This is a genomic window from Pseudomonas sp. GW821-FHT01A09, assembly GCF_058986725.1.
This window is the reverse complement of the sequence record NZ_JBYSWB010000003.1, coordinates 70,214-91,104: the sequence shown is the minus strand read 5'-3', so window position 1 is coordinate 91,104 and position 20,891 is coordinate 70,214. Positions and strand designations below refer to the sequence as shown.

The 20,891-nt window shown below is 62.7% G+C and carries 21 protein-coding genes and 1 pseudogene; 12 read left to right on the top strand and 10 right to left on the bottom strand.

The window, feature by feature from the left end; all coding sequences use genetic code 11:
* The first annotated feature begins 3 nt into the window (after positions 1-3).
* The 6 genes from AC3WJP_RS04815 (at position 4) to AC3WJP_RS04790 (ending at position 5,531) form a co-directional block, all read left to right on the top strand.
* Positions 4-1,512 (top strand): ABC transporter ATP-binding protein, encoded by a 1,509-nt coding sequence (locus tag AC3WJP_RS04815; protein ID WP_493720089.1) that lies wholly within the window; start codon positions 4-6, stop codon positions 1,510-1,512.
* The gene (locus AC3WJP_RS04810) at positions 1,505-2,590 is read left to right on the top strand and encodes an ABC transporter permease (RefSeq protein ID WP_493720088.1); all 1,086 of its coding nucleotides are present in this window, start codon (positions 1,505-1,507) and stop codon (positions 2,588-2,590) included. Before AC3WJP_RS04815 ends, AC3WJP_RS04810 begins: the two co-directional genes overlap by 8 nt.
* On the top strand, positions 2,572-3,513 hold the full coding sequence (locus AC3WJP_RS04805) for an ABC transporter permease (protein WP_493720087.1): 942 nt from the start codon (positions 2,572-2,574) through the stop codon (positions 3,511-3,513). Before AC3WJP_RS04810 ends, AC3WJP_RS04805 begins: the two co-directional genes overlap by 19 nt.
* Positions 3,514-3,563: 50 nt before the next feature.
* Complete coding sequence (locus AC3WJP_RS04800) at positions 3,564-3,965, top strand: Rid family hydrolase (protein ID WP_493720086.1); 402 nt, start codon at positions 3,564-3,566, stop codon at positions 3,963-3,965.
* Positions 3,966-4,015: 50 nt separating this feature from the next.
* Complete coding sequence (locus AC3WJP_RS04795; protein WP_493720085.1) at positions 4,016-5,023, top strand: aldo/keto reductase; 1,008 nt, start codon at positions 4,016-4,018, stop codon at positions 5,021-5,023.
* Between the two features lie 151 nt (positions 5,024-5,174).
* Entirely contained in the window at positions 5,175-5,531 is a 357-nt protein-coding gene (locus AC3WJP_RS04790) for a hypothetical protein (protein ID WP_493720084.1), read from the top strand.
* A gap of 57 nt (positions 5,532-5,588) precedes the next feature.
* Here AC3WJP_RS04790 and AC3WJP_RS04785 read toward each other — a convergent pair whose 3' ends face one another.
* The 3 genes from AC3WJP_RS04785 to AC3WJP_RS04775 all read right to left on the bottom strand — a co-directional run bounded on the left by AC3WJP_RS04785 (position 5,589) and on the right by AC3WJP_RS04775 (position 8,559).
* Complete coding sequence (locus AC3WJP_RS04785; protein ID WP_493720083.1) at positions 5,589-6,872, bottom strand: MFS transporter; 1,284 nt, start codon at positions 6,870-6,872, stop codon at positions 5,589-5,591.
* 42 nt (positions 6,873-6,914) lie between these two features.
* Positions 6,915-8,054, bottom strand: a complete 1,140-nt coding sequence (locus AC3WJP_RS04780; protein ID WP_493720082.1) for a mandelate racemase/muconate lactonizing enzyme family protein — start codon at positions 8,052-8,054, stop codon at positions 6,915-6,917.
* A 118-nt stretch (positions 8,055-8,172) separates the two neighbouring features.
* Complete coding sequence (locus AC3WJP_RS04775) at positions 8,173-8,559, bottom strand: MerR family transcriptional regulator (protein ID WP_493720081.1); 387 nt, start codon at positions 8,557-8,559, stop codon at positions 8,173-8,175.
* 119 nt (positions 8,560-8,678) lie between these two features.
* Between AC3WJP_RS04775 and AC3WJP_RS04770 the strand changes: the two genes are divergently transcribed.
* Positions 8,679-9,587 (top strand): alpha/beta fold hydrolase, encoded by a 909-nt coding sequence (locus AC3WJP_RS04770; RefSeq protein ID WP_493720080.1) that lies wholly within the window; start codon positions 8,679-8,681, stop codon positions 9,585-9,587.
* A gap of 11 nt (positions 9,588-9,598) precedes the next feature.
* The gene (locus tag AC3WJP_RS04765; RefSeq protein WP_493720079.1) at positions 9,599-10,516 is read left to right on the top strand and encodes an alpha/beta fold hydrolase; all 918 of its coding nucleotides are present in this window, start codon (positions 9,599-9,601) and stop codon (positions 10,514-10,516) included.
* Between the two features lies 1 nt (position 10,517).
* On the opposite strand, the gene AC3WJP_RS04760 is transcribed toward AC3WJP_RS04765, so the two are convergent.
* Entirely contained in the window at positions 10,518-11,303 is a 786-nt protein-coding gene (locus AC3WJP_RS04760; protein ID WP_493720078.1) for a 2-keto-4-pentenoate hydratase, read from the bottom strand.
* A gap of 229 nt (positions 11,304-11,532) precedes the next feature.
* On the opposite strand from AC3WJP_RS04760, the gene AC3WJP_RS04755 reads away from it, so the two are divergent.
* On the top strand, positions 11,533-12,099 hold the full coding sequence (locus tag AC3WJP_RS04755) for a cysteine hydrolase family protein (protein WP_493720077.1): 567 nt from the start codon (positions 11,533-11,535) through the stop codon (positions 12,097-12,099).
* A 137-nt stretch (positions 12,100-12,236) separates the two neighbouring features.
* On the opposite strand, the gene AC3WJP_RS04750 is transcribed toward AC3WJP_RS04755, so the two are convergent.
* The 3 genes from AC3WJP_RS04750 to AC3WJP_RS04740 are packed head-to-tail and all read right to left on the bottom strand — an operon-like array spanning position 12,237 to position 14,088.
* Entirely contained in the window at positions 12,237-12,554 is a 318-nt protein-coding gene (locus tag AC3WJP_RS04750) for a hypothetical protein (protein WP_493720076.1), read from the bottom strand.
* Entirely contained in the window at positions 12,551-13,234 is a 684-nt protein-coding gene (locus AC3WJP_RS04745; protein WP_493720075.1) for a nucleotidyltransferase domain-containing protein, read from the bottom strand. Before AC3WJP_RS04745 ends, AC3WJP_RS04750 begins: the two co-directional genes overlap by 4 nt.
* 5 nt (positions 13,235-13,239) lie before the next feature.
* Positions 13,240-14,088, bottom strand: coding sequence for a pentapeptide repeat-containing protein (locus AC3WJP_RS04740; protein ID WP_493720074.1), 849 nt, complete (start codon positions 14,086-14,088; stop codon positions 13,240-13,242).
* A gap of 487 nt (positions 14,089-14,575) precedes the next feature.
* Between AC3WJP_RS04740 and AC3WJP_RS04735 the strand changes: the two are divergent.
* Positions 14,576-14,968: pseudogene (locus AC3WJP_RS04735) on the top strand (RidA family protein); the annotation flags it as partial.
* A 201-nt stretch (positions 14,969-15,169) separates the two neighbouring features.
* Here the strand turns inward: AC3WJP_RS04735 and AC3WJP_RS04730 are convergent.
* The 3 genes from AC3WJP_RS04730 to AC3WJP_RS04720 are packed head-to-tail and all read right to left on the bottom strand — an operon-like array spanning position 15,170 to position 18,743.
* Positions 15,170-16,327: a M20 aminoacylase family protein gene (locus AC3WJP_RS04730; protein WP_493720073.1), complete on the bottom strand. Its 1,158-nt coding sequence runs from the start codon at positions 16,325-16,327 to the stop codon at positions 15,170-15,172.
* A 4-nt stretch (positions 16,328-16,331) separates the two neighbouring features.
* The gene (locus AC3WJP_RS04725) at positions 16,332-17,849 is read right to left on the bottom strand and encodes an aldehyde dehydrogenase family protein (protein ID WP_493720072.1); all 1,518 of its coding nucleotides are present in this window, start codon (positions 17,847-17,849) and stop codon (positions 16,332-16,334) included.
* Positions 17,850-17,852: 3 nt separating this feature from the next.
* Positions 17,853-18,743 carry an NAD(P)-dependent oxidoreductase gene (locus tag AC3WJP_RS04720; protein WP_493720071.1) on the bottom strand — a complete coding sequence of 297 codons (891 nt, stop codon included), beginning with the start codon at positions 18,741-18,743 and terminating at the stop codon, positions 17,853-17,855.
* 127 nt (positions 18,744-18,870) lie between these two features.
* On the opposite strand from AC3WJP_RS04720, the gene AC3WJP_RS04715 reads away from it, so the two are divergent.
* Together AC3WJP_RS04715 and AC3WJP_RS04710 are read left to right on the top strand one after the other, a co-directional pair.
* Positions 18,871-19,788 carry a LysR family transcriptional regulator gene (locus tag AC3WJP_RS04715; protein WP_493720070.1) on the top strand — a complete coding sequence of 306 codons (918 nt, stop codon included), beginning with the start codon at positions 18,871-18,873 and terminating at the stop codon, positions 19,786-19,788.
* Positions 19,789-19,821: 33 nt separating this feature from the next.
* A complete protein-coding gene (locus tag AC3WJP_RS04710; protein WP_493720069.1) occupies positions 19,822-20,718 on the top strand; it encodes a LysR substrate-binding domain-containing protein in 897 nt (298 codons plus the stop codon).
* The last annotated feature ends 173 nt before the right edge of the window (positions 20,719-20,891 follow it).

The following is a 20,891-nucleotide window of genomic DNA, read 5'->3' as shown; positions in this document are numbered from 1 at the left end:
GCCATGGCCGCCCCGATCATCGCCCTCGATCACGTATCGAAACGCTATCCCAACGGCTTCCTCGCCCTGGATCAGGTGTCGCTGGCCTTTCAGGCCGGCGAGATCCATGCCCTGCTGGGCGAGAACGGCGCGGGCAAGTCGACGCTGATGAACATTCTGTACGGCGTGCATGAGCCCAGCGAGGGCGGCGTGCTGATGCAGGGGCGGCAAGTGGTGCATCGCCGTCCGGCCGATGCCATCGCCAACGGCATCGGTATGGTGCATCAGCATTTCAAGCTGGTGATGCCTTTCACCGTGCGCGAGAACCTGGCGCTGGTGGCCAAGGGCGCGCATCGGAAGATGTTCCGGCGCGACAGCGACGTGCGGGCGTTCATGGCGCGTTACGGCGTGGAGCTCGACCCCGCGGCCATCGTCGGGCAGTTGCCGCTGGCGCTGCAGCAGCGGGTGGAAATTCTCAAGGCGCTGATCAACGACAGCCGGGTGCTGTTGCTCGATGAACCCTCGACCATCCTCACGCCCGTGGAAATCGACAACCTCTACGTCACCCTGCGCCGCATCGCTTCGCGCGGCACAGCGGTGGCGGTGGTCACCCACAACGTCGACGAGGTGCTGGCCAACGTCGATCGCTACACCGTGCTCAAGCGCGGGCGCACCAACGGTACCGGCTTGATTGCCGATACCGCGGCGGCGGAGCTGGTCGAGCGAATCGTCGGCCATGCCGTGGCCAACGCGGCGCGGATCGGCCGTCAGCGCCAGGGCGGCGCCGAGCGTATGCGCTTGACCGCCGCGACGTTGCGCCCCAGCAGCGGCTCGCCCGGCTTGCAGGGTATCGATCTGACCCTGCGCGCCGGTGAGGTGGTCGGCGTGGCCGGTGTCGAGGGCAATGGCCAGACCGAGCTGTTCGAACTGCTCGCCGGGCAGCGCCTGCCGGAAGCCGGAAAGGTGCAACTCAGTGGCCCTGAAGTCAGCGTCGCGCTGGTGCCCCAGGATCGTCATCACGAGGGCCTGTCGCTGGACTTGTCGGTGGCGCAGAACCTGCTCTACCCGCGAATCATGGCGGGGCAGTATCGGCGCTTCGGCCTGCTCGATCACCGCGCCATCGGCGAGCAGGCCAAGGCCATGATCGCCGCGTCGGACATTCGTACTCACTCCCACTCGAGCCCGGCGCGGTCGTTGTCCGGGGGTAATCAGCAGAAGATCGTGGTGGCCCGCGCCCTGGACCAGCAGGCCTCGATCATCGTCGTCTACCAACCCACTCGCGGCCTCGACGTGGCGGCCGCCGAAGCGGTGCTGACGCGCCTGGCAGCGGCAGCCGATGGCGGCACCTGTGTGGTGATCATCTCCTCGAACATCGATGAACTGATCCGCGTCTCGGACCGCATTCTGGTGGTCAACGGCGGGCGCATCACCGGTGAGGTCTCGGACGCAGCCATGTCGGTCAAGGCCATCGGGCCGCTGATGACGCAAAGCCGCCCTACTCATTCAAGCGTTGCGGAGCCTGTCGATGCCTGAGCCAAAAAATCCGTTGATCGAGCTACGTCGGCTGTTGACCCGGCTCAGCGTGCCGCTGTCGTTACGAGTCACGCTGAGTGCCTTTGTCGGCTCGCTGCTACTGGGGCTGGGGTTGATCGCTTGCCTGGGCTTCCCGCTGCTGCCGGCGATCAAGGTGGCGGTCGAGGGCTCCTTCGGTGACGCTCGGGCCATCGCCGACACCTTGGTGTTCATGACGCCTCGCTTGCTGGTTGCGCTCGGCGCGTTGGTGGCGATCCGGGGCGGCCTGTTCAACCTCGGCGGCGAGGGCCAGCTGCAAATGGGCGCCATGGGCGCGATGCTGCCCTACCTGGCGTTCGGCGATATCGGCCCGGCGCTGCTGCCCTTGTCGATTCTCGGCGGCGCGCTGTGCGGGGCCATCTGGGGGGTGATCCCGGCGGTGCTGAAACTGTGGCGCGGCGCGGACGAGATCATCGTCACGCTGCTGATGAATTTCATCGCCATCTACTGGGTGAAGTACCTGGTGCAAGGGCCCATGCGCCCGGCCGGCTCGACCTTCAACATGTCGGCGCAATTGCCGGCCGATGGCATCTTCTTGCCGCTGATCGCCGGCACCCGTTTGCATCTGGGGGTGATCCTGGCGGTGATCATCGCCATCGCTCTGTGGGTGCTGCTGCAGCACACCGCCTTCGGCCTCAAATTGCGCGCCAGCGGGCAGAGCCCCGGTTTCGTACGACTGCAGGGGCAGTCGGCCGGGCAGATGATCCTGTCGAGCATGGCGCTGTCCGGGGCCATCGGTGGCCTGGCCGGCGCCTTCGAGGTGCTTGGCGTGCAGTATCGGCTGATCGACGGGTTCTCGTCCGGGCTCGGCTTCGAAGGACTCGCGGTGTCGTTCCTCGCCGGCCTGGAACCCTTCGGCGCCTTGCTGGTGTCGTTGTACTTCGGCGCCATCAACAATGCCGCGCTGGCCCTGCAGACCTCGCTGTCGATCCCGGCGGCGCTGGCCGACGTGCTCAGCGGCCTGCCCATTCTGCTGCTGGCGGTGATCAGCGGCGTCATGCTCAGCAAAGGGAGACCTGTATGGACATCAACTCGGTAACCATCGCGTTGTTTCTCGCCGGCGGTGTGCGGCTGTGCGTGCCGGTGCTGCTGGCGGCTCTGGGAGAAGTGGTCTCGGAGCGCGCCGGGGTCTTCACCATCGGCCTGGAGGGTTTGATGCTGTTCGGCGCCGTGGCCTCGGCCGTGGGCCTGGCTTCGACCGGCTCACCGGTGGCGGCACTGGCGATCGGCATGCTCGGCGGTCTGATGGCCGCGGCCATCCTGGCGCTGGGCACGGTGCTGGCGCGGGCCAACCAGATCGTCATGGGCATCGGTTTCAATCTGTTCGCCATCGGCGTCACCTCGCTGATCCGCCAACTGGCGCTCAGCGCTGCGCCGCCAGCCGGCTCGCTGCGGGCAGTGACCATGATGAAGCTGCCGTGGCTGGCGGACCTGCCGGTGGTGGGCCGGGCATTGTTCTCGCAGAGCCCGGTGTTCTATTTCGCCGTGCTGCTGGCCGTGGCGCTGTGGCTGATGCTGCGCTTCACGCGCCTCGGCCTGTTGTTGCGCGCGGTGGGCGAAAACGCCGCGGCGCTGGATTCGGCCGGTCATCCGGTGCTGGGGCTGCGCCTGGGCGCGACCTTGTTCACCGGGCTGCTGGCCGGCCTGGGCGGCGCCTATCTGTGCGTGGTCGCGTCGGGCGGGGTGTTCATCGACAACATGACCTCCGGGCGCGGCTACCTGGCCATCGCCATCGCCATCTTCGCGCGCTGGATGCCGTTGCGAGCACTGCTGGTCGCCATCGCCCTGGGGCTGCTCGAAGCGTTGCAGTTCCAGGGCCAGTACCTGGGCATCGATATCCCCGCGCCGCTGCTGATGGCAACCCCTTTCGCCGTGGCCCTGGTGGCCTGGATCGTCATGGGCCGGGCCAGCGCTGCCCCGGCGGACCTCGGCAAGCCGTTTTTACGCGGTGCCGGGCACTGATCGTTCATTACCCATGGGGCGCAGGCCCTCTCGCTTGACAGGAGCATCACATGAATCAGGCAATCAACCCCGCAGGCTGGATCATCGGCAAGACCGCCACCGGCCTCAACCACCTCAATTGGGGCATCAAGGCCGGCAACCAGGTGTTCGTCGCCGGCATGCTCGCCACCGACCCCATCGACGGCAGCCTGGTGGGCATCGGCGATATCGAGGTGCAGACCCGCCGTGTGCTGGACAGCATCAAGGTGGTGCTCGAAGCCGCCGGCAGCAGCATGGACCACGTCACCATGAACCAGATTTTCCTGCGCAACCTGGAGGACTATCACGCGTTCAACGAGATCTACGTGACTTATTTCCCGAATCTGTTGCCGGCGCGTTTTTGCGTGAAGCTGGAGATGGTCAAGCCAGAATTCCTGGTCGAGATCGCCACTACTGCGGTCATTCCAGCCTGATGGCCACGCGGGGCGCACTTGCTGGCGCCCCGCTCTACGAGGAGCTTTGCATGCAGTACAAGTACCTGGGCCGCAGTGGGCTCAAAGTTTCCGAAATCTGCCTGGGCACCATGATGTTCGGGGGCGCCACCGACACGGCCACCTCCGAGCGGATCATCGCCAGCGCACGGGACAGCGGAGTCAATTTCATCGACACCGCCGACCTCTACAACAAAGGTGAATCGGAGCGCGTGGTCGGCCGCGCCATCGCCGCCGAGCGCGACCATTGGGTGCTGGCGACCAAAGTCGGCAATCCGATGGGCAGCGGGCCGAACCAGAGCGGCATGTCGCGCAAATGGATCCGTGAGGCGGCGCATGGCTCGTTGCAGCGCTTGGGCACCGATTACATCGACATCCTCTATATGCACAAGGCGGACTTCAACGCGCCGCTGGAAGAGATGGTGCTGGCCTTCGCCGACCTGATCCGCGAGGGCAAGATCGGCTACTTCGCGGTCTCGAACTTCAAGGCCTGGCGCCTGGCCGAGACCGTGCGCCTGGCAGGTGAAGCGGGCATCGGCGCGCCCGTGGCGACGCAACCGCTGTACAACCTGGTCAACCGCGAAGCCGAGGTCGAAATCCTCCCGGCCGCCCACCACTACGGCGTCGGCACGGTGTGCTACAGCCCGTTGGCGCGGGGCATCCTCACCGGCAAATACCGCGCTGGCGCCGAGCCCGAAGCCGGCAGCCGCATCGCCCGCGCCGACCCGCGCATGCTCGAAGCCGAATGGCGCCCCGAGTCGCTGGCGGTGGCCGCGCAACTGGTCGACTACGCCGAACGTACCGGCCGCCCGCCGGCGCATCTGGCGCAGGCGTGGGTCATGCGCAACCGCCAGGTCACCAGCACTCTGGTCGGGCCGCGCACTTTCGAACAGTGGCAAGACGGCGTCGCTGCGCTGGCCTGCCCGTGGACGGCCGAGGATGAGGTTTTTTGCGACGCCCTGGTGTCGCCGGGCAAGAGTTCGAGCCTGGGCCCGGTCGACCCTCATCACCCTATCGAAGGCCGTGTGCCGCAGTTCTGAGATAACAGCCATGTCGGCATGCGCCTGTCGTGTCGGCATGCGCCAACTGGCAGCTTTACCTATCCTTTACCCACTCTAGACCTCCCCTTACACGGATCCGTTGTTTCATGGACCCATGGCGAACCCACACACGACGCCAGAGGAGACACCTATGATTTCGAAGCTGACTCAAGCCCTGATCCTGTCCGGTTGCCTGGTGGCTGCAGGCGCAGCCTCGGCGGACCAGCGCGATGTAATAGTGCCCGTCATCGCCGGGGCGGCAGTGGGAGCGGTACTGGCCACCGTGATCAGCGGATCGGGTCATGACAATCACCACTACCGCCAGGAGTATCGCGGTTATGGCCCGCAGTACCAACCCGTCGCCTATGTGCCGGTGCAGCCACGGTATGAGTACCGCCGCTACGCCCCACCACCGCCACCCCGCCACTACGGCGGCGGCTACAACCGGGGCTATGAGCGGGGTTATGACCGCGGCTTCGACCACGGTCGAGGGGATGGCCGTTGGTAACGGCAGGGCTGGACAAAAGGCCGCCGACAGAGTGTCGGCGGCCTTTTTATTGCACCGTCAACGCGTCACAGCCGCCGCTGCTGGTAGCTGCTGGCTATGACCCCGTACCGCCAGAATCACCACCACCATGCCCACACCGCACACCGCCGCGCTAATAACGAACGCCACGTTGTAGCCACCCCCAAACTGCACCACCATCCCGGTGAGCGCCGGGGCGATGATGCCCGCCAGGTTCGCCAGCAAGTGGACGAAGCCGCCGGTGCCACCGACGCGGTTTTTCGGCACGATGTCCTGGATCAATGACCAGCAGATCTGTGGGGTCACGAACAGGAACACGCTGGACACGGTTATGCATGCCACGGCCATGCCCAGGGACGCCACTTGCGTGGTGACCAGCACGCAGACTGCCGCCACACCGAGGCCGACGGTGAGCATGATCTTGCGCGCGAGGATCACGTTGCCGAGTTTCTTGCCCAACAGGTCAGTGAGAAAACCACCGCCCAGAAAGCCCACCGCCGCGCCCAGCCAGGGGATCACGCCGATGATGCTCATGCTTTTGATGTCCAGGTGCTGGTAGTCCATGAAGTAACTGGGCAACCAGGTGAGAAAAAAGTACAGCACATAGTTGAAGCAGAAAAACGCCGTCGCCACCGCCAGTACTGGTGCGGAGAAGATATAGCTGAACAGGCCGCGGCCTTCCTTGACGTTGTCCACCAGCACTTCTTCGCGGCTGGCACGAATCAACTGACGCTCGGCCTCGGACACTTTCGGGTGCTGGTCGGGGCTGTCCTTGAAGATCGTCAGCCAGGCCGCCAGCCACATCAGGCCCAACACCGCGATCACCACAAAGGAGATGCGCCAGCCGAAGCTGTATGCGACCAGCCCGACGATCGGCCCGGCCAGCGCCGCGCCGAGGGGCTGCCCGCAGTTGGTGAAGCCCAGTGCGCGACCGGTCTCTTCCCGCGGGAACCAGTTGGTGATGGCCTTGTTGGTGGTGGTGCCCATCGGCCCTTCGCCCATGCCGAACAGCACGCGGAACACCAGCAATTGCACGTAGCCGGTAATCACCGCGGTCAAGCCGCAGAAGATCGACCAGGTGCCCGCCGCGTAGGCGAACACCTTCTTCGGCCCGTACTTGTCGGCCGCCCAGCCACCGATGAAACACAGCGCACAATAGCCAATGAAGAAGCTGCTGAAGATGAAGCCCATCTGCGCGTCGTCGATATGCAACTCACCCTTGAGCAACGGCGCGACCACCGAGAGCGCTGCGCGATCGAGGTAGTTGAGCATGCCAGCGAAGAACAGCAGGCCGGCGATGTACCAGCGGTAATTGCCTTTCATTTTTCTATGGCCTTTATTGTTGTTGATGACAGCTGAGTGGTTTTAGCCGAGCAGCACCCGCTCGACGCAGTAGTCTTCGATCACCTGCAGGTCCGGCGCAAAGCCCAGGCCCGCGACCGCCGGCAACTCCATGCGTGGGGTAAACGCCAGGGCCGGGAACAACAGGCGCTCGAACTCGATAAACGGCACCTCCACGGCTACCTCGGCAGGCAGCAAGGTGCACAGGTGCGCCACGGCCAGCAGGCCCGGGCCGAAATAGAAGCAATGGGGGACGACCTTCACGCCATGCTCCTGCGCCAGAGCGAACACCTGGAGCATGGCGCTGATACCCCCGATCTTGGCAACGCTGGGCTGCACCACATCGATCGCCTGCTGCTCCAGCAGCACCTTGATGCCCTGCACCCCGGCGGCGTTCTCGCCAGCGGCCAAGGGCACGCCCTGGCGCCGCACTGCGGCCAGCCCGGCGACATCGTCGGGCGGCCACACCGGCTCTTCCAGCCAGGTCAGTTCCAGGCCGCGCAAACGCTGGGCGACATCGCTGGCCTGAGCCACCGACCAGGGGCAATTGACGTCGACCATCAACTCACCCGCCGCCACTGGCAGTGCTGCGCGGGCCGCGGCGATGGCCTCGACCTCGGTCTCATGCAGTTTGATCTTGCGAAAGCCCAGCGCACGGGCACGGCTGACCTGGCGATGCACTTCGTCCGGATCATTGCCGTAGCTGACCAGGCTGGCGTACAACTCCAACGTACGCGCCGTGCCGCCGAGCAGTTGATACAGCGGTACGTCGGCGACTTGAGCGGCCAGGTCCCAGAGGGCGATGTCGATGCCCGACAGCGCATAGACCATCGCCCCGGTCGAGCCGAAACCATGCACGGCGCGGCGCGCCTTCTCCAGCGTCTGCTCGCGATCCTCAAGCTGCGTGCCGAGGAACATCGGTCCGACGACATCGGACAACGCCTTGAACGTGACCGGATTGGAACCGTGCCCGAAGGCTTCACCCCAGCCCACCAGGCCGGTGTCGGTGGTGACCTTGAGCATCAGGCTTTCCATGCGGCGATGGCGCGGCGAGGCGGCGTTGAAGGCGTCATCGTCCTTGGCCTCCCCCCGGTTTTGACGGGACTCGGTGCCGGCGGTGAACGGAATACTGATGCGGATGACTTCGATGCTGCGAATGATCACAGGTCGGTTACCCCAGCTTTATTGAAATTGTAGGTCTGTAAAAACTACAGGTACGTTATCGTACAAGATCAGAGGGATGGGTGAAACACTTTGTGACATTCAGGCTGTCAGCGATGGATCAATCCCGCCCAGGCAGCGCACCTTCCGCCAGCATCTTCAGCAAGCGCGAACGCCGATCCTCAAGATCAACGATCTGCTGCTCGATGGACTGCAGGCGTTCGAGTTGCGCGGCGGACGTTTCGGGACACGCGGCGGCCCCTTCGATCAGGCGCATGCAATCGGGAAAACCGCGGATTTCAGCCAGGCTGAAACCCGTGGCAATCAGGCGTTGGATCTGCCGGACCTGGGTCACAGCCACCGCGGTGAAAGCGCGGTAACCATTGGTACTGCGGGTCGACGCCAGCAGCCCTTGTTCATCGTAATGACGAATAGAACGCACGCTGGCGCCCGTCTCGCGGGCCAGTTCGCCAATGTTCATGGCGCGTTGCAGAGTCGGCGGGTTCATGGCAATGGGACCTGATGAGAGACCTGAGGAACAGCGCACGACAGTAGCACTTTTCCCTTGACCCTCACACAAGCGTGAGGGTTGAGACTGATCGCCTCTCCCCCATCAGGAACCATCCCATGTCTACCCCTGGCCCGCTCAAAAACCTCTGTGCCTTAGTGCTGTGCGCCGCCTTGTCGGCCACCGCAAGCGCCGCCCCTGCCGAGACCAAAAGCTACACCGTCACCGCTCCGGACGGTGTGACCCTGGCGGTCCGGGAGTCCGGCAACCCGAATGGTCCGGCCATCGTCTTCATTCACGGGCTGCTGGGCAGCCATTTGAGCTGGGATGCCCAGGTCAAAGCCCCTGAGCTACAGCGCTTTCGCCTGATCACTTATGACCTGCGCGGCCACGGCTTGTCAGACAAGCCTGCAAACCCTCAGGCCTATGCCGAAGGCAAGCGCTGGGCCGATGATCTGGCCACCGTGATGCAGGCGGCAAACGTGAGCAAACCCGTATTGGTAGGCTGGTCCCTGGGCGGCGCGGTGATGTCCAATTATCTGGCCAAGTACGGCGATGGGCAGATTGGCGGTGCGGTCTATGTCGACAGCGTGATCGAACTCACGCCCGAGCAGATCGTCGCCCATCCCCGGGCGTACCAGGATCTCAACGCCACAGACTTGAAGACTCACCTCGACACGGTGCGGGAGTTTCTCAGCCTGTGCTTCCATACCCAGCCGGACAGCAGCACCTTCGAACGGCTCTACGCTAATGCGGCGATGGCCTCCTGGGATATGCAGCGCGCAGTGCAGTCGATGAGTGTCGATGCAGCCAAAGGGCTTAGCGGCGCCAATGTGCCGGTACTATTACTCTATGGCGCGCAGGACGCGCTGGTGCAGACCCAGCCGGCGATCGCCCGCGCCCGACAGCTCGATCCTCGAGCCAGGAGCATCGTCTATGCCAACTCAGGGCACGCGCCTTTCGTTGAAGAGCCTGCGCGCTTCAATCATGACCTCGCGGGCTTTGTCGATACCACCGCCCACCCTTGATGGAGATGATCATGGCTGACACTGCCCCTGACCTGTTCCCTGGCTTTGCGCCCCTGCAGGTCGACACCGCCGACGTGGCCTTCAAGGGTGTGATCGGCGGCGCCGGGCCGCCGCTGCTGTTGCTGCATGGCTATCCGCAAACCCATGTGGCATGGCGCCATATCGCCGCGCAGCTGGCCCGCCACTTCACTGTGATCGCCCCAGACCTGCCGGGCTATGGCGCCAGCCGCACCGTCACCGACCAACCGCGCTGGAGCAAGCGGCGAGTCGCCCAGGCGCTGGTGGAGATGATGGAGCAACTTGGGCACCCGCGCTTCGCGGTGGTCGGTCATGACCGTGGCGCCCGCGCCGGCTATCGGCTGGCACTGGATCACTCGCAGCGGGTCACGCGTTATGCATCGCTGACCGTGATGCCAACCCTGGATGTGTGGGACACGGTAGACAAGTCGTTCGCGCTGGCCAATTTCCATTGGTTGTTCCTGGCCCAGCCCGCCGATCTGCCGGAGCGAATGCTGGCGGCTGATCCGGACGCCTTTATCAAGAATGCCCTGGGCAAGATGGCGGGCGATCTGGCCAATATCGACCCGCAGGCGCTCGACGCCTATGTCACCGCCTTTCGCCAGCCCTCGGTACGACATGCCATGTGTGAGGACTACCGCGCCGCCGCCTACGAGGACACCGACCATGACGCCGCCGACCGCGCCGCCGGGCGCCAACTGCAATGCCCCGTGCTGGTGTTATGGCCCAAGGCTTACGCGGGCGCCCGTTCGCCCCTGGACATCTGGAGGCAATGGGCACCGGACGTGCGCGGTGAGGCGATCAAGGGCGGGCATCTTCAGCCAGAAGAATCACCGGATCAGGTGATGAAGGCGCTGTTGCCGTTTCTGCTTGAACGGTCCTCGCCGCCAGATACCCGCAGCGAGGCATGAATCAAAACGAAAACGTCAGCTCGTTATCGAAATAGCGCGCCGCCAACTGGTGCCCTGTTCCACTGATGTCGAAGGGCTCGCACATGGCGCCGGTGGTGATGATGTCACCGGCCAGCAGGGTTTCGCCGCGCTCGGCTGCGTGCTCGTACAACGCGGCCAGGGAATTCAGCGGATCGGTCGCGGTGTCGTCGAACAGGCCCTTGGCCCGCGGCTCGCCATTCAGATAGACGACTACGTTTTCCGCCAACTGGCGCATCACCTCAACATCGAGGCCCTGGCAAACGGTTTGACCGACCACCAGCGCCTCGAAGCCGACGTTGTCTGCGGCAAAGCTGGGCCAGCCCACGGTCTTGCGATCGACGAAGCGCGAGCGCACCACCTCGAAGGTCACGCAGGTGCTGCGGATATCCGTGGCCTCGACCGTTCTTCCCCGCAGCGGCGGCAAATCGCGATCCAGTACGAAGGCGATTTCGCATTCGATGGTCACCGGGGTATAGGCCGGCAGACTCAACTGCACGCCACTGCTGTGCAGGCGTGCGCGTTCGAGCTGCCCGACCAGCGGCCGCGCCAGATTGGCCGCGCGCATGGCGGCCGGGCTGCCAACGCCGAGCTTCCAGCCGGCGCGGGTGCCGCTGGCCAGTTGGAGGAGTTGATCCTGAACGTCATAGCCCTGCGCCAGGGTGGCGGGTTTATCGCCGGCTGGCAGTGCGGTCAACAAGTCGCCGCTGCGCCAGGCTTGCACCAGGATCGCGGCGGTGGCGGTCGGGTCAAAATCAGTGTCTTGCATGTCGGCTCCTGTGATCGGCGTGCCAGGGCTGCGATCTTCCGCAGCCCTGCAGTTATTCAGGCACTTTGTAACATGATGCTTGTGCGGATGTCCGCCAGCGCCGCTAAAGACCCCACCGCGGATGGATCGTACGACGGGGATGATTTTCGTGAAGTTTGCGGCGCGGCTGGCGTTGAGCAAGGGTTGAGGTTGTGCTGATATCAGCGTTTCTTTAGCGAACGGATGGGCTATGGACAACTTGGATGCAAACCCCGCACTGATCATCATCGACATGCAAAAAGGCATGAACGAGCCAACACTCGGGCGCCGCAACAATCCGGACGCCGAGCTGCGCATCCACGAGCTGCTGGATGCCTGGCGACAATCGCGTCGCCCCATCGTCCACGTCAGGCATATTTCTCGAACGCCGGGCTCGGTATTCTGGCCGGGCCAACCAGGCTGCGAGTTTCAGGAGGCGCTAGCCCCCTTGCCCCATGAGCATGTGGTCGAGAAAAACGTCCCGGACGCGTTCATTGCCAGTGGCCTCGAACGCTGGTTGCATGTGCGTGATATCCGCCAGATTGTGGTGGCGGGCGTTATCACCAATAACTCGGTCGAGGCCACTGCGCGATCAGGTGCGAACCTCGGGTTCAAAGTGATCGTGCCGCGTGATGGCTGTTACACCTTCGATCAGACAGATCTCGATGGGCGCCTTTGGCGGGCGGAAGACGTGCATGCCCTGTCGCTCAGTAATCTGGCGATGGACTACGCAAGGGTGGTTGGGGTGCGAGACTTGTTGCGACTGAAGGAACGGTGACTCAAAGCTGCCGACGCCTGGCCCGCCGTACAAGCTGCACCGCGCCACCGAGCATATGCGTGCACCTCCAAGAAATTTTGCCCAACTGCACCCGGCGGAAATGTAAGTGACCCGACAGGACATCCAGCAACCCAGCTTTACGACTGCAGCGAAAGCCTCAGCTCGGCAATTGAATGTTCGAGAGTTCCATTCTGAATAAATACTTCACCCGAAAAAACATGTTTACTTGCATCCGAGTTGGAACTGATACGAACAGAAATCTCTCGCAATAATTTCGTAATTTTAATCAGATCAACATTGGGACTATTGGCCTTTTCCTTTTCCATATTGGCGACCCAGAGTTTCAGAGCAGGCTGAGATAATCCGCACAACTGCGCGCGAGCACCGGAACTGGAATTAACGAGATCCAAGACCGAACGCTCGACTCGACTACGTTCACGAAATGTGATGCTCATATTCCAACCTCCAATTTTTTCATACCATCAGCCCAGCGAAGAATTTTATCAGAAACATCCATAAAATCAAGCATGGTCAAGTCAGGCGGCTCTCCTCCACGCATTGATGCATGTCGCGCTCGGCGCAACATAGAATAGATATCCGACCCCAGGGCAAACGGGTAGTCTTGTTCAAAAAACCTAAGACTGAAAGGGGCATTCCGAGAGAAATCGAGGCCATTGTCCGACACCCAGGAAGCGGCTATTCCGATATTACGGGCCGCCACATATAAAAGGCCTGCCTCATAGTTGGACGACACCATCCCCTGCTCGCTGGAAAGCTTGACATCTTCGACTATCTCAACGAGACGAGCGATATCCGCTGAGGCATCCGCGTAATCATGAGGTCGACCAAGAGACTCTATGAATTCAAATTCCGCCCCTACCGCTTTCGACTCTAAAAACAAATGCCATGCAAATAAATGCCCTGCCTCCCACATCTGCACGATTCGTTGAGCGCCGTAAAAAGAAATGTCGACATGCCGGCCAGCAACGAAGTGCTCATCGAGCCGCCCCATCAATCCAGAAGTGCCCTCATGCGGCTGACTGAGTACGCACAAGACGTCAACATCGCTATTTGCGTCACTATCTCCCCGCACCGCAGAGCCGAAATAGCGAAGATCGATAATATCGCCACCCATTATATTCATCGCCTCGAAAAGCTTCTGAACAATACGGAAACGAGCAAGCCTATGAAGACATATCTGACACTCACTGCAATAATCGACACCCCAAATGGAACCCGTTGCGGATAGTCCTCGGCAACGTAGGGAATACCGAGAAACTCCGACACGGACAGGCCAAGCGCCGAGAACACTCGATCATGAAGCTCCAATCCTGCTCCTATATCCGCTTGTTCATATCCATGCCATAAAAGATAAGACGCGACCACCAACATGAAGAACAAGCATGCGTACATCACACGCAAAGGCTTTTCTCCATGCCCCCAAACCATCCCGGACAACTTGGAAACCAACCATCGCCGCAAGAAGCCAAAACGCTCCACTGCGCCATACTTATTCCTGACGTATTGATCACTTCCTAAAAACGCAGCCATGCAAAAATAATCACTCGCCTCGATTTCTTTCTTGATGTACAAACTTTCATCCTCGACATTCCCAAGCTCTCGCGCATCGACGCGCAAGTTCCTCAGCAGGTCACGCTGAATGTTTGGCTCAAACGGAAGATTGGCGATTATTTCACTCGACTCCACAAGGGTGCGCCGGAAAGCCACATAATTGAATTTGCAATGTACGAATTTTGCCTCCTTCAAATTACAATCTATAAACTTGGCACTGGTAAAATCACAGTTAGTAAACACGACTGACTGAAAATAGCAGCGCACGAAGACTGTAGATCTGAATGTGCAGTTATTGACCACCGATTTCCGACTTTTGCGCCCTACCGATTCGATATAGTCATTATCAAAGTCACATCGTTCAATGCGCTCAAAAGACTTTGAAAAAATCTCATCCGATGGCTTATCCGTGAACACATCTTTCCTTGAATCACAATTCATGTATTTTCCCACACGTGCGGTGTATAGCAGACCAACGTGACAACAGGCACCCAAGATAGTCGTATCCAGCAGATTCGTCCAGCGAGAACGGCCGACGATCAGAGCAAAATTAACATATCGCAACAACTTTGTGCCGATACTAAAAGTGGAATGGCTTGCGCAAGGTATTGCGTACCCCACAACGTCCGCAACAGCCCCATGAAAGGACGGGCATGGAAAAGCTATGCCAACTTAAACCAACCTGCACGATTTTACTCATCCCAACCTGCCGACACATTCAAGTTCAACATTGATATATCGCCGTCCTCCGCTTCGCCAACGGGTATATCCACCCTATCGCCTCCATTCGCTCCTACCGGATGCGCGCGTATTTGCCAGGAACATGGGCATTCCCCATCGACTTGATTCGCAGCCCGACGAACCACTGGTACAGTCGGCAGATCATCCGTTCGGAACCACTTCCATGCCAGATCGAGAAATCATCATCCCCGAGGCCATGACGGCGTTGGTCGCGCGTGCCGGTTATGCTCCGGCGGTGCGGGTCGACGCCATGCTGTTCTGTGCCGGGCAGGTGGGGCGCAGCGCCGACTTGCAGGTCATCGAGGATCCCGAACAGCAGTTTCTCGCCGCCTGGGAGAACCTGCGCGGCGTGCTGAACGCGGGTGGTTGCAGCTTCGAGGATGTGGTCGACATGACCACGTATCACATCGATATGGCGCGCCATATGCCGCTGTTTCGCGAGGTCAAGAACCGGGTTTTCCCGCGCGGCCTGTGTGCCTGGACGTGCATTGGCATCGCCGAGCTGGCGCATCCGGGCTTGTTGGTAGAGATCAAGTGCGTCGCGGTACGGCGAGACCGCGCTGATGGGTGCGAGGAAACCGTAGCATCTGGCGGATGCGGTGACGTCGGCGCGGGAACAGATCGAGGCGCTTGAAGCACCCTGGGTGCACCCATGAAGTAGCGGGGTTCAAGTGATAGGCCTGCCTAAGGGCAGGTCGCTGAGCGGCACAAATTCCATCGGCCGCCGCGCCTGCCCGCCCAGCCCTCGTGCCAAGGCTCAACGCTGCGGTAAAGCCTGCTCCACCAAGGCCGTCCATACCGCGACACCGGGTTCGATCACCGCATCGTTGAAGTCGTAATACGGGTTGTGCAGCGCCGCAGACGGCGTGTCGCCATCCACGCCAAGCCACACGTAGGCCCCCGGGCGCGCCTGAAGCATGAAGGCGAAATCCTCCGAAGCCATCGATGGATTGCAGCCCCACTGCACCTTGTCTTCACCCACCGCCGCGATCGCCGCCCGGCGCATCACCGCCGCCGCGTCAGGATCGTTCTCGGTGACCGGATAGCCCACGGTGTAATCCAGCGCACCGCTGACGCCGAAGGCCCGCGGCAGCTCGGCGACGAACTCTTCGATCAACTGCTGGACCTTGGCCCGTACCGGCGTCTGCAAGCAGCGCACCGTGCCGCGCAGCACGGCGGTTTCGGGGATGACGTTGATCGCGTCGCCGGCATTGAACTGGGTGACGCTGATCACCGCCGAGTCCAGCGGCGACAGGCGCCGCGAAGTGATGGTCTGCAGCCCCAGCACCAGCTCGGCGGCAGCGACGATCGGATCGGCGCCTTTTTCCGGCATCGCCGCGTGGCAGCCCTTGCCGGTCAGGGTGATCTCGAAGGTGTCCAGCGAAGCCATCATCGGCCCCGGGTTGATCACCACGTGGCCGGCCGGCACGCCGGGCCAATTGTGCAGGCCGTAGATGGCGTCCATCGGGAAGCGTTCGAACAGGCCGTCGTCGATCATCTTCTGCGCGCCGGCAAGGTTCTCTTCGGCTGGCTGGAAGACGAAGTGCACCGTGCCGCTGAAGCGCCGCGTCTCGCTCAGATGCCGCGCCGTGGCCAGCAGGATGGTGGTATGGCCATCGTGCCCACAGGCATGCATGCAGCCGTTGTGGGTGGATTTGTGCGCGGCGTTGCCCAGCTCCTGGATCGGCAAGGCGTCCATGTCGGCACGGATGCCGATGCTCGGCCCTTCGCCGTTGCGCAGGGTGCCGACCACACCGGTGCCACCAAGGCCGCGAACCACCTCGACGCCGAAGCTCTCGAGCAACTGCGCGACGCGATCGGAGGTCTGCAACTCCTGATAGCCGAGCTCGGGCGTGGCATGGAAGTGCCGGCGCCAGCGCACAGCGTCGTCGATCAGATTCTTGAGGACAGTCATGGCATTACTCCAGGCTGGCGCCGTAACCAAAGGAGGCGGCAGGCGCGGCGGCGGTCTCGACCCACACGCTTTTCACTTCGCTGTACTCACGCAGGGCGTCGAGGCCCGAGGAACGCCCATAACCGCTCTCCCCGTAGCCGCCGAATGGCGAGCTGACGTGAATGGTCTTGTAACCGTTGACCCAGAAGGTGCCGGCGCGTACTTGCCTGGCCACTCGATGGGCGCGCCCGACATCGCGGGTCCACACGCCGCCGGCGAGGCCGAAACGGCTGTCGTTGGCGATGCGAATGGCATCGTCTTCATCCTTGAACGGGATGGCCACCACCACCGGCCCGAAGATCTCTTCCTGGGCGCAGTACAGATCGTTAGTCCCTTTGAGCACCGTAGGGTTCACGTAATAACCGGGCGTGGCGGGGATCGGCTCGGCACCGACGCCGACCAGAGTGGCGCCGTCTGCCAGCGCACGCTCGACCATGGTCTTGACGTGCTGATATTGCCTGGCGTTGTTGATCGGGCCGATCTGGGTCTGCGGATCGCTGGGATCGCCAACCCTGAATTGCTTGGCGGCCACGGCAAGGGCCTGGGTGAATTTCTCGAAGATCGACTCCTGCACCAGCAAGCGCGAGCCGGACACGCAGCTCTGCCCCGCACCGGAGAAGATCGCCGCTTGCGCACCGCGCAGGGCGACGTCGAGGTCGGCATCTTCGAAGACGATATTGGCCGACTTGCCACCCAGCTCCAGCACCGCGGGGATACAGCGTTGCGCCGCAGCCACGGCAATGTGCCGCCCCGTGGCGGGCGAGCCGACGAAGATCACTTTGCGGATATCGGCCTTGGCGATGAAGGCCTGGCCGATGCTGTGGCCGCAGCCGGCGATGACGTTGACCAGGCCCTTGGGCACACCGGCACGTTCGATCAGTACCGCGACCATCAAGGACGACAGCGGGGTCAGCTCGGACGGCTTGAGGATCACCGCGTTACCGGCCGCCAGGGCCGGTGCCAGCTGCCAGCCGCAGGTGAAGATCGGGGCATTCCAGGGGGTGATCTGCAACACCGTGCCCAGCGGTTCATAGGTCACGTAATTGAGGTGACTGGTGGGCACCGGGATCACTTCACCGTGCAGCTTGTCGGCCCAGCCGGCGTAGTACTCGAACATCTCGGCGACTTTCTGCACCTCGACGCTGGCATCGCGGATCGGCTTGTTGGCGGTCAAGGACTCGATCTGCGCCAGGCTCTCGGCCTGCTCGCGAATCAACGCGCCGACCTGATAAAGCGCACGACCACGGGCCTGAGCGGTCATCGCCCACCACTGCTGCCGGGCCGTTCTGGCCGCCTGATCGGCGATGGCCACCAGCGACTCGTCGGCGTCGGCGAAGCTCAACAGCAGGCTGTCATCGTGGGCGTTGCGTACTTGCACCGGGGCGCCGTGGCCGTCGATGAATTCACCGCCCACGTAACTGCCGATGGTGCTGCGATCGCCCCAGAACGGGCGCATCAATTCAAGGATCTTTTGCGTGCTCATTGGTTATTCTCCACGGCCAAACAGGGCGGCATCGGTGCGTTCGACGATGCAGCAGAAGTCATCGGTGTCCGCCAGCGTGGCGCTGCTGGCTTGCCATAAAGCGGCGACGGCGCGCGACAGTGGCAGGTCGAGGTCCAGGCTGGCGCTGAGGTCACGGGCCAGGCCGACGTCCTTGCGCATCAGGCCCATGGTGAAGCCCGAGTCGTAGGCCTTGTTCATGACCCAGGTGGGAAACATGGCTTGAGTGGCACTGCTGCGACCGGAGCCGGCGTTCAGGCCTTGCAGGAGCTTCTCAGGGTCGACGCCGGCCTTGGCGGCCATGCTCAGGGCTTCCGCGGTGCTGATCAGGTGGCAGGCGGTGAGCATGTTGTTGGCGATCTTGGCGACGTTGCCGGCACCGGTCTTGCCGATGTGCACGCGGGTGCCGCTCATGCCTTCGAGCACCGGCAGCACGCGGGCGAGGTCGTCGTCTTCGGCGCCGATGACCATCGACATGGTGCCGGTGGCGGCACCTTTGGGGCCGCCGGATACCGGGGCGTCGATAAAGCCGATGCCTTTGACCTTGAGGGCGGCGGCGACCTTGCGGCTGGCCTCCGGGGTGGAGGTGGTGGTATCGACCACGATCAGGCCGGCGTTGCCCCGTTCGAGAATGCCATTGGCGCCCAGGCACACGGCTTCGACGTGCTCGGCCTTGGGCAGCGAGAGGATCAGCACCTCGACGCTGGCGATCAACCGCTCGCGGTCGGCGACCGGCTTGACGCCTTTGGCCTGGGCGTTGTCCAGCGCGGTCTGGGCGAGGTCGAAACCGCTGACGTCAAAGCCCTTGCTCGCCAGGGTCGCGGCCATGCCACCGCCCATGTTGCCTAGCCCGATAACGCCGATTTTCAAGCTCATTGATGGTCTCTCGCTCAAGTGTGCAGGGCCCGTGTTGGGCATGAGACGAGTATGGACAGCGGCCGGTGATCGCAGCAATAATCCCTAGTTCGCATTTTTGTTGCGTTTAAGGCAACACAGGAAAGCCATGAGCATTGTCCAGGATCGTCGCATTCTGTATTTCTTCGAGGCCGTGCGCGCCGGTAGCGTGCGGGCGGCCGCCGATATCCTCAACGTCGCGCCCTCGGCGGTGAGCCGGCAGATCGCGCAGCTGGAACTGGAGCTGGGCGCGCCGCTGCTGGAGCGCCATCGCCGCGGGGTCAAGCCGACCGAAGCCGGTGACAAGGTGCTGAACTACTATCGCCAGCGGCTGACCCAGCAGGAGGTCTTGCTGGACTCGATCCAGGCCCTGCGCGGCCTGCAGAGCGGCTCGGTAACGCTGGCGGTGGGCGAAGGCTTCCTCGACAGCCTGTCGCAGCCGCTGGCGCACTTCTCGACGCTGTACCCCAAGGTCGAGCTGATCGTGAACGTGTGCGGCAGCAACGAGCTGATCCGTCAGGTGGTCGAAGACGAAGCCCATATCGGCCTGGTGTTCAATCCCGCTGCGGACCACAAGCTGCGCTCTCACGCGCAGCACCGCCATCCGGTGTGCGCGGTGGTCAATCCCGAGCATGAGCTCATCGGCCGCGAGGGGCCGATCCCCCTGCTGGGGCTGGACCACTACCGCCTTGCCCTGCCCGGCGTCGCTTATGGCATCCGCCAGATCCTGCTGACGGCAGAGCATCAGGAAGGGGTCAGCCTGGTGCCCACCCTGACCTGCAGCACCTTCGCGTTGCTCAAGGGCTTTGCCATGCGGGGTGGCGTGACGCTGTTGCCGACTTTTGTGGTGGAACAGGAAATCAGCGCCGGAACCTTGGTCGCCCTGCCCCTGCAAAACCCGCTGTTCAGCAGCCCCCAGACCCATCTGGTCAGCCGCCTGGGGCGGCAGCTGAGCGTGGCCGCGAGCCGCATGCTGCAGATGCTGTTGCAGGAATTACCGGCGTTCACGTCGAGCAAGCGCGGTTAAACTTTCCATTCCCCGAGCGGTTTTGTCCTGACCATGCGCATCGATCCCCTCCCCCCGCTGCAAAACCTCATCGCCTTCGAAGCCGCCGTGCGTCACGGCAGCTTTACCCGCGCGGCGGCCGAGTTGCACCTCACCCAGAGCGCCATCAGCCGCCAGGTCGCGCAGCTGGAGGAGTTTCTCGGGCGAGCGCTGTTTCGCCGCGAGCACAAGCGTATCCACCTGACGGTCGCCGGTCAGGTCTATGCCGAAGAGGTGCATCGGCTATTGACCCAATGCGCCGAAGCCACTGCCAAGGTCATCACCCACAGCGGCGAGCAACAGTTGACCCTGGCCTGCTCCAGCGGTGTCGCGGCGTTATGGCTCGGGCCGCTGCTGGGCCGCTACGTGGATGAATTTCCGGCGGTGGATGCGCGCTTGCGGGTGGTCGACGGCCTGGATTCGCTGGTGCGAGCCGAGTTCGATCTGGCGGTGTACTTTCTGGGCGCGACCTCGCCGTCGGGGCTGGACAGCCAGTTGCTGTTTCCCGAGTCGGTGGGCGCCTACTGCTCGCCCGACTATCTGCAAGGGCGCACCCTGGCGGCCGCCGAGCTGCTCGATCAGCGCCTGTTGATGCTCGAAGATGGCCAGCGCCAGTGGCTGTCCTGGAGCAGTTGGTTCGCGCGCCAGGACATCGACGCTTCGATCATCCGCAAGCGGCTGACGGTCAACCATTACCCGGTGCTGGTGGACATGGCGATCGCCGGCCACGGTATCGTGCTGGGCTGGCGGCCGATGATCGACGAACACCTGCGCAGCGGCGCGTTGGTGCCGGCCTGTACCGAGATGGTCGGCGCCGTGGGTGGCTATCACCTGCTGACGCCGAACGCATCGCTGCCCAGCCGCGCCGCCCGGGCATTCGAGAAGTGGCTGACGGGGCAGATCCCTCGATAGCTCTTGCATGCGCCAAACGCATGCAAATCTGCGCAATAAGCGTTTTCCCCTTGTGTGCCACGCCCGTATTCTCGGGCCATACAAGGGCATCAGACCCTGAATCAGCGTCACTTTGCCCGTTCTGCCCTCATTCTTCGCGGGATACTTCCTGAACCACAGGATTCCTGCGAATG

Excerpts from the sequence above, each read along its gene's own strand:
- AC3WJP_RS04815 (WP_493720089.1), top strand. The coding sequence starts at position 4 with ATGGCCGCCCCGATCATCGCCCTCGATCACGTATCGAAACGCTATCCC.
- AC3WJP_RS04810 (WP_493720088.1), top strand. The coding sequence starts at position 1,505 with ATGCCTGAGCCAAAAAATCCGTTGATCGAGCTACGTCGGCTGTTGACC.
- AC3WJP_RS04805 (WP_493720087.1), top strand. The coding sequence starts at position 2,572 with ATGGACATCAACTCGGTAACCATCGCGTTGTTTCTCGCCGGCGGTGTG.
- AC3WJP_RS04800 (WP_493720086.1), top strand. The coding sequence starts at position 3,564 with ATGAATCAGGCAATCAACCCCGCAGGCTGGATCATCGGCAAGACCGCC.
- AC3WJP_RS04795 (WP_493720085.1), top strand. The coding sequence starts at position 4,016 with ATGCAGTACAAGTACCTGGGCCGCAGTGGGCTCAAAGTTTCCGAAATC.
- AC3WJP_RS04790 (WP_493720084.1), top strand. The coding sequence starts at position 5,175 with ATGATTTCGAAGCTGACTCAAGCCCTGATCCTGTCCGGTTGCCTGGTG.
- AC3WJP_RS04785 (WP_493720083.1), bottom strand. The coding sequence starts at position 6,872 with ATGAAAGGCAATTACCGCTGGTACATCGCCGGCCTGCTGTTCTTCGCT.
- AC3WJP_RS04775 (WP_493720081.1), bottom strand. The coding sequence starts at position 8,559 with ATGAACCCGCCGACTCTGCAACGCGCCATGAACATTGGCGAACTGGCC.
- AC3WJP_RS04770 (WP_493720080.1), top strand. The coding sequence starts at position 8,679 with ATGTCTACCCCTGGCCCGCTCAAAAACCTCTGTGCCTTAGTGCTGTGC.
- AC3WJP_RS04765 (WP_493720079.1), top strand. The coding sequence starts at position 9,599 with ATGGCTGACACTGCCCCTGACCTGTTCCCTGGCTTTGCGCCCCTGCAG.
- AC3WJP_RS04760 (WP_493720078.1), bottom strand. The coding sequence starts at position 11,303 with ATGCAAGACACTGATTTTGACCCGACCGCCACCGCCGCGATCCTGGTG.
- AC3WJP_RS04755 (WP_493720077.1), top strand. The coding sequence starts at position 11,533 with ATGGACAACTTGGATGCAAACCCCGCACTGATCATCATCGACATGCAA.
- AC3WJP_RS04750 (WP_493720076.1), bottom strand. The coding sequence starts at position 12,554 with ATGAGCATCACATTTCGTGAACGTAGTCGAGTCGAGCGTTCGGTCTTG.
- AC3WJP_RS04745 (WP_493720075.1), bottom strand. The coding sequence starts at position 13,234 with ATGGGTGGCGATATTATCGATCTTCGCTATTTCGGCTCTGCGGTGCGG.
- AC3WJP_RS04730 (WP_493720073.1), bottom strand. The coding sequence starts at position 16,327 with ATGACTGTCCTCAAGAATCTGATCGACGACGCTGTGCGCTGGCGCCGG.
- AC3WJP_RS04725 (WP_493720072.1), bottom strand. The coding sequence starts at position 17,849 with ATGAGCACGCAAAAGATCCTTGAATTGATGCGCCCGTTCTGGGGCGAT.
- AC3WJP_RS04720 (WP_493720071.1), bottom strand. The coding sequence starts at position 18,743 with ATGAGCTTGAAAATCGGCGTTATCGGGCTAGGCAACATGGGCGGTGGC.
- AC3WJP_RS04715 (WP_493720070.1), top strand. The coding sequence starts at position 18,871 with ATGAGCATTGTCCAGGATCGTCGCATTCTGTATTTCTTCGAGGCCGTG.
- AC3WJP_RS04710 (WP_493720069.1), top strand. The coding sequence starts at position 19,822 with ATGCGCATCGATCCCCTCCCCCCGCTGCAAAACCTCATCGCCTTCGAA.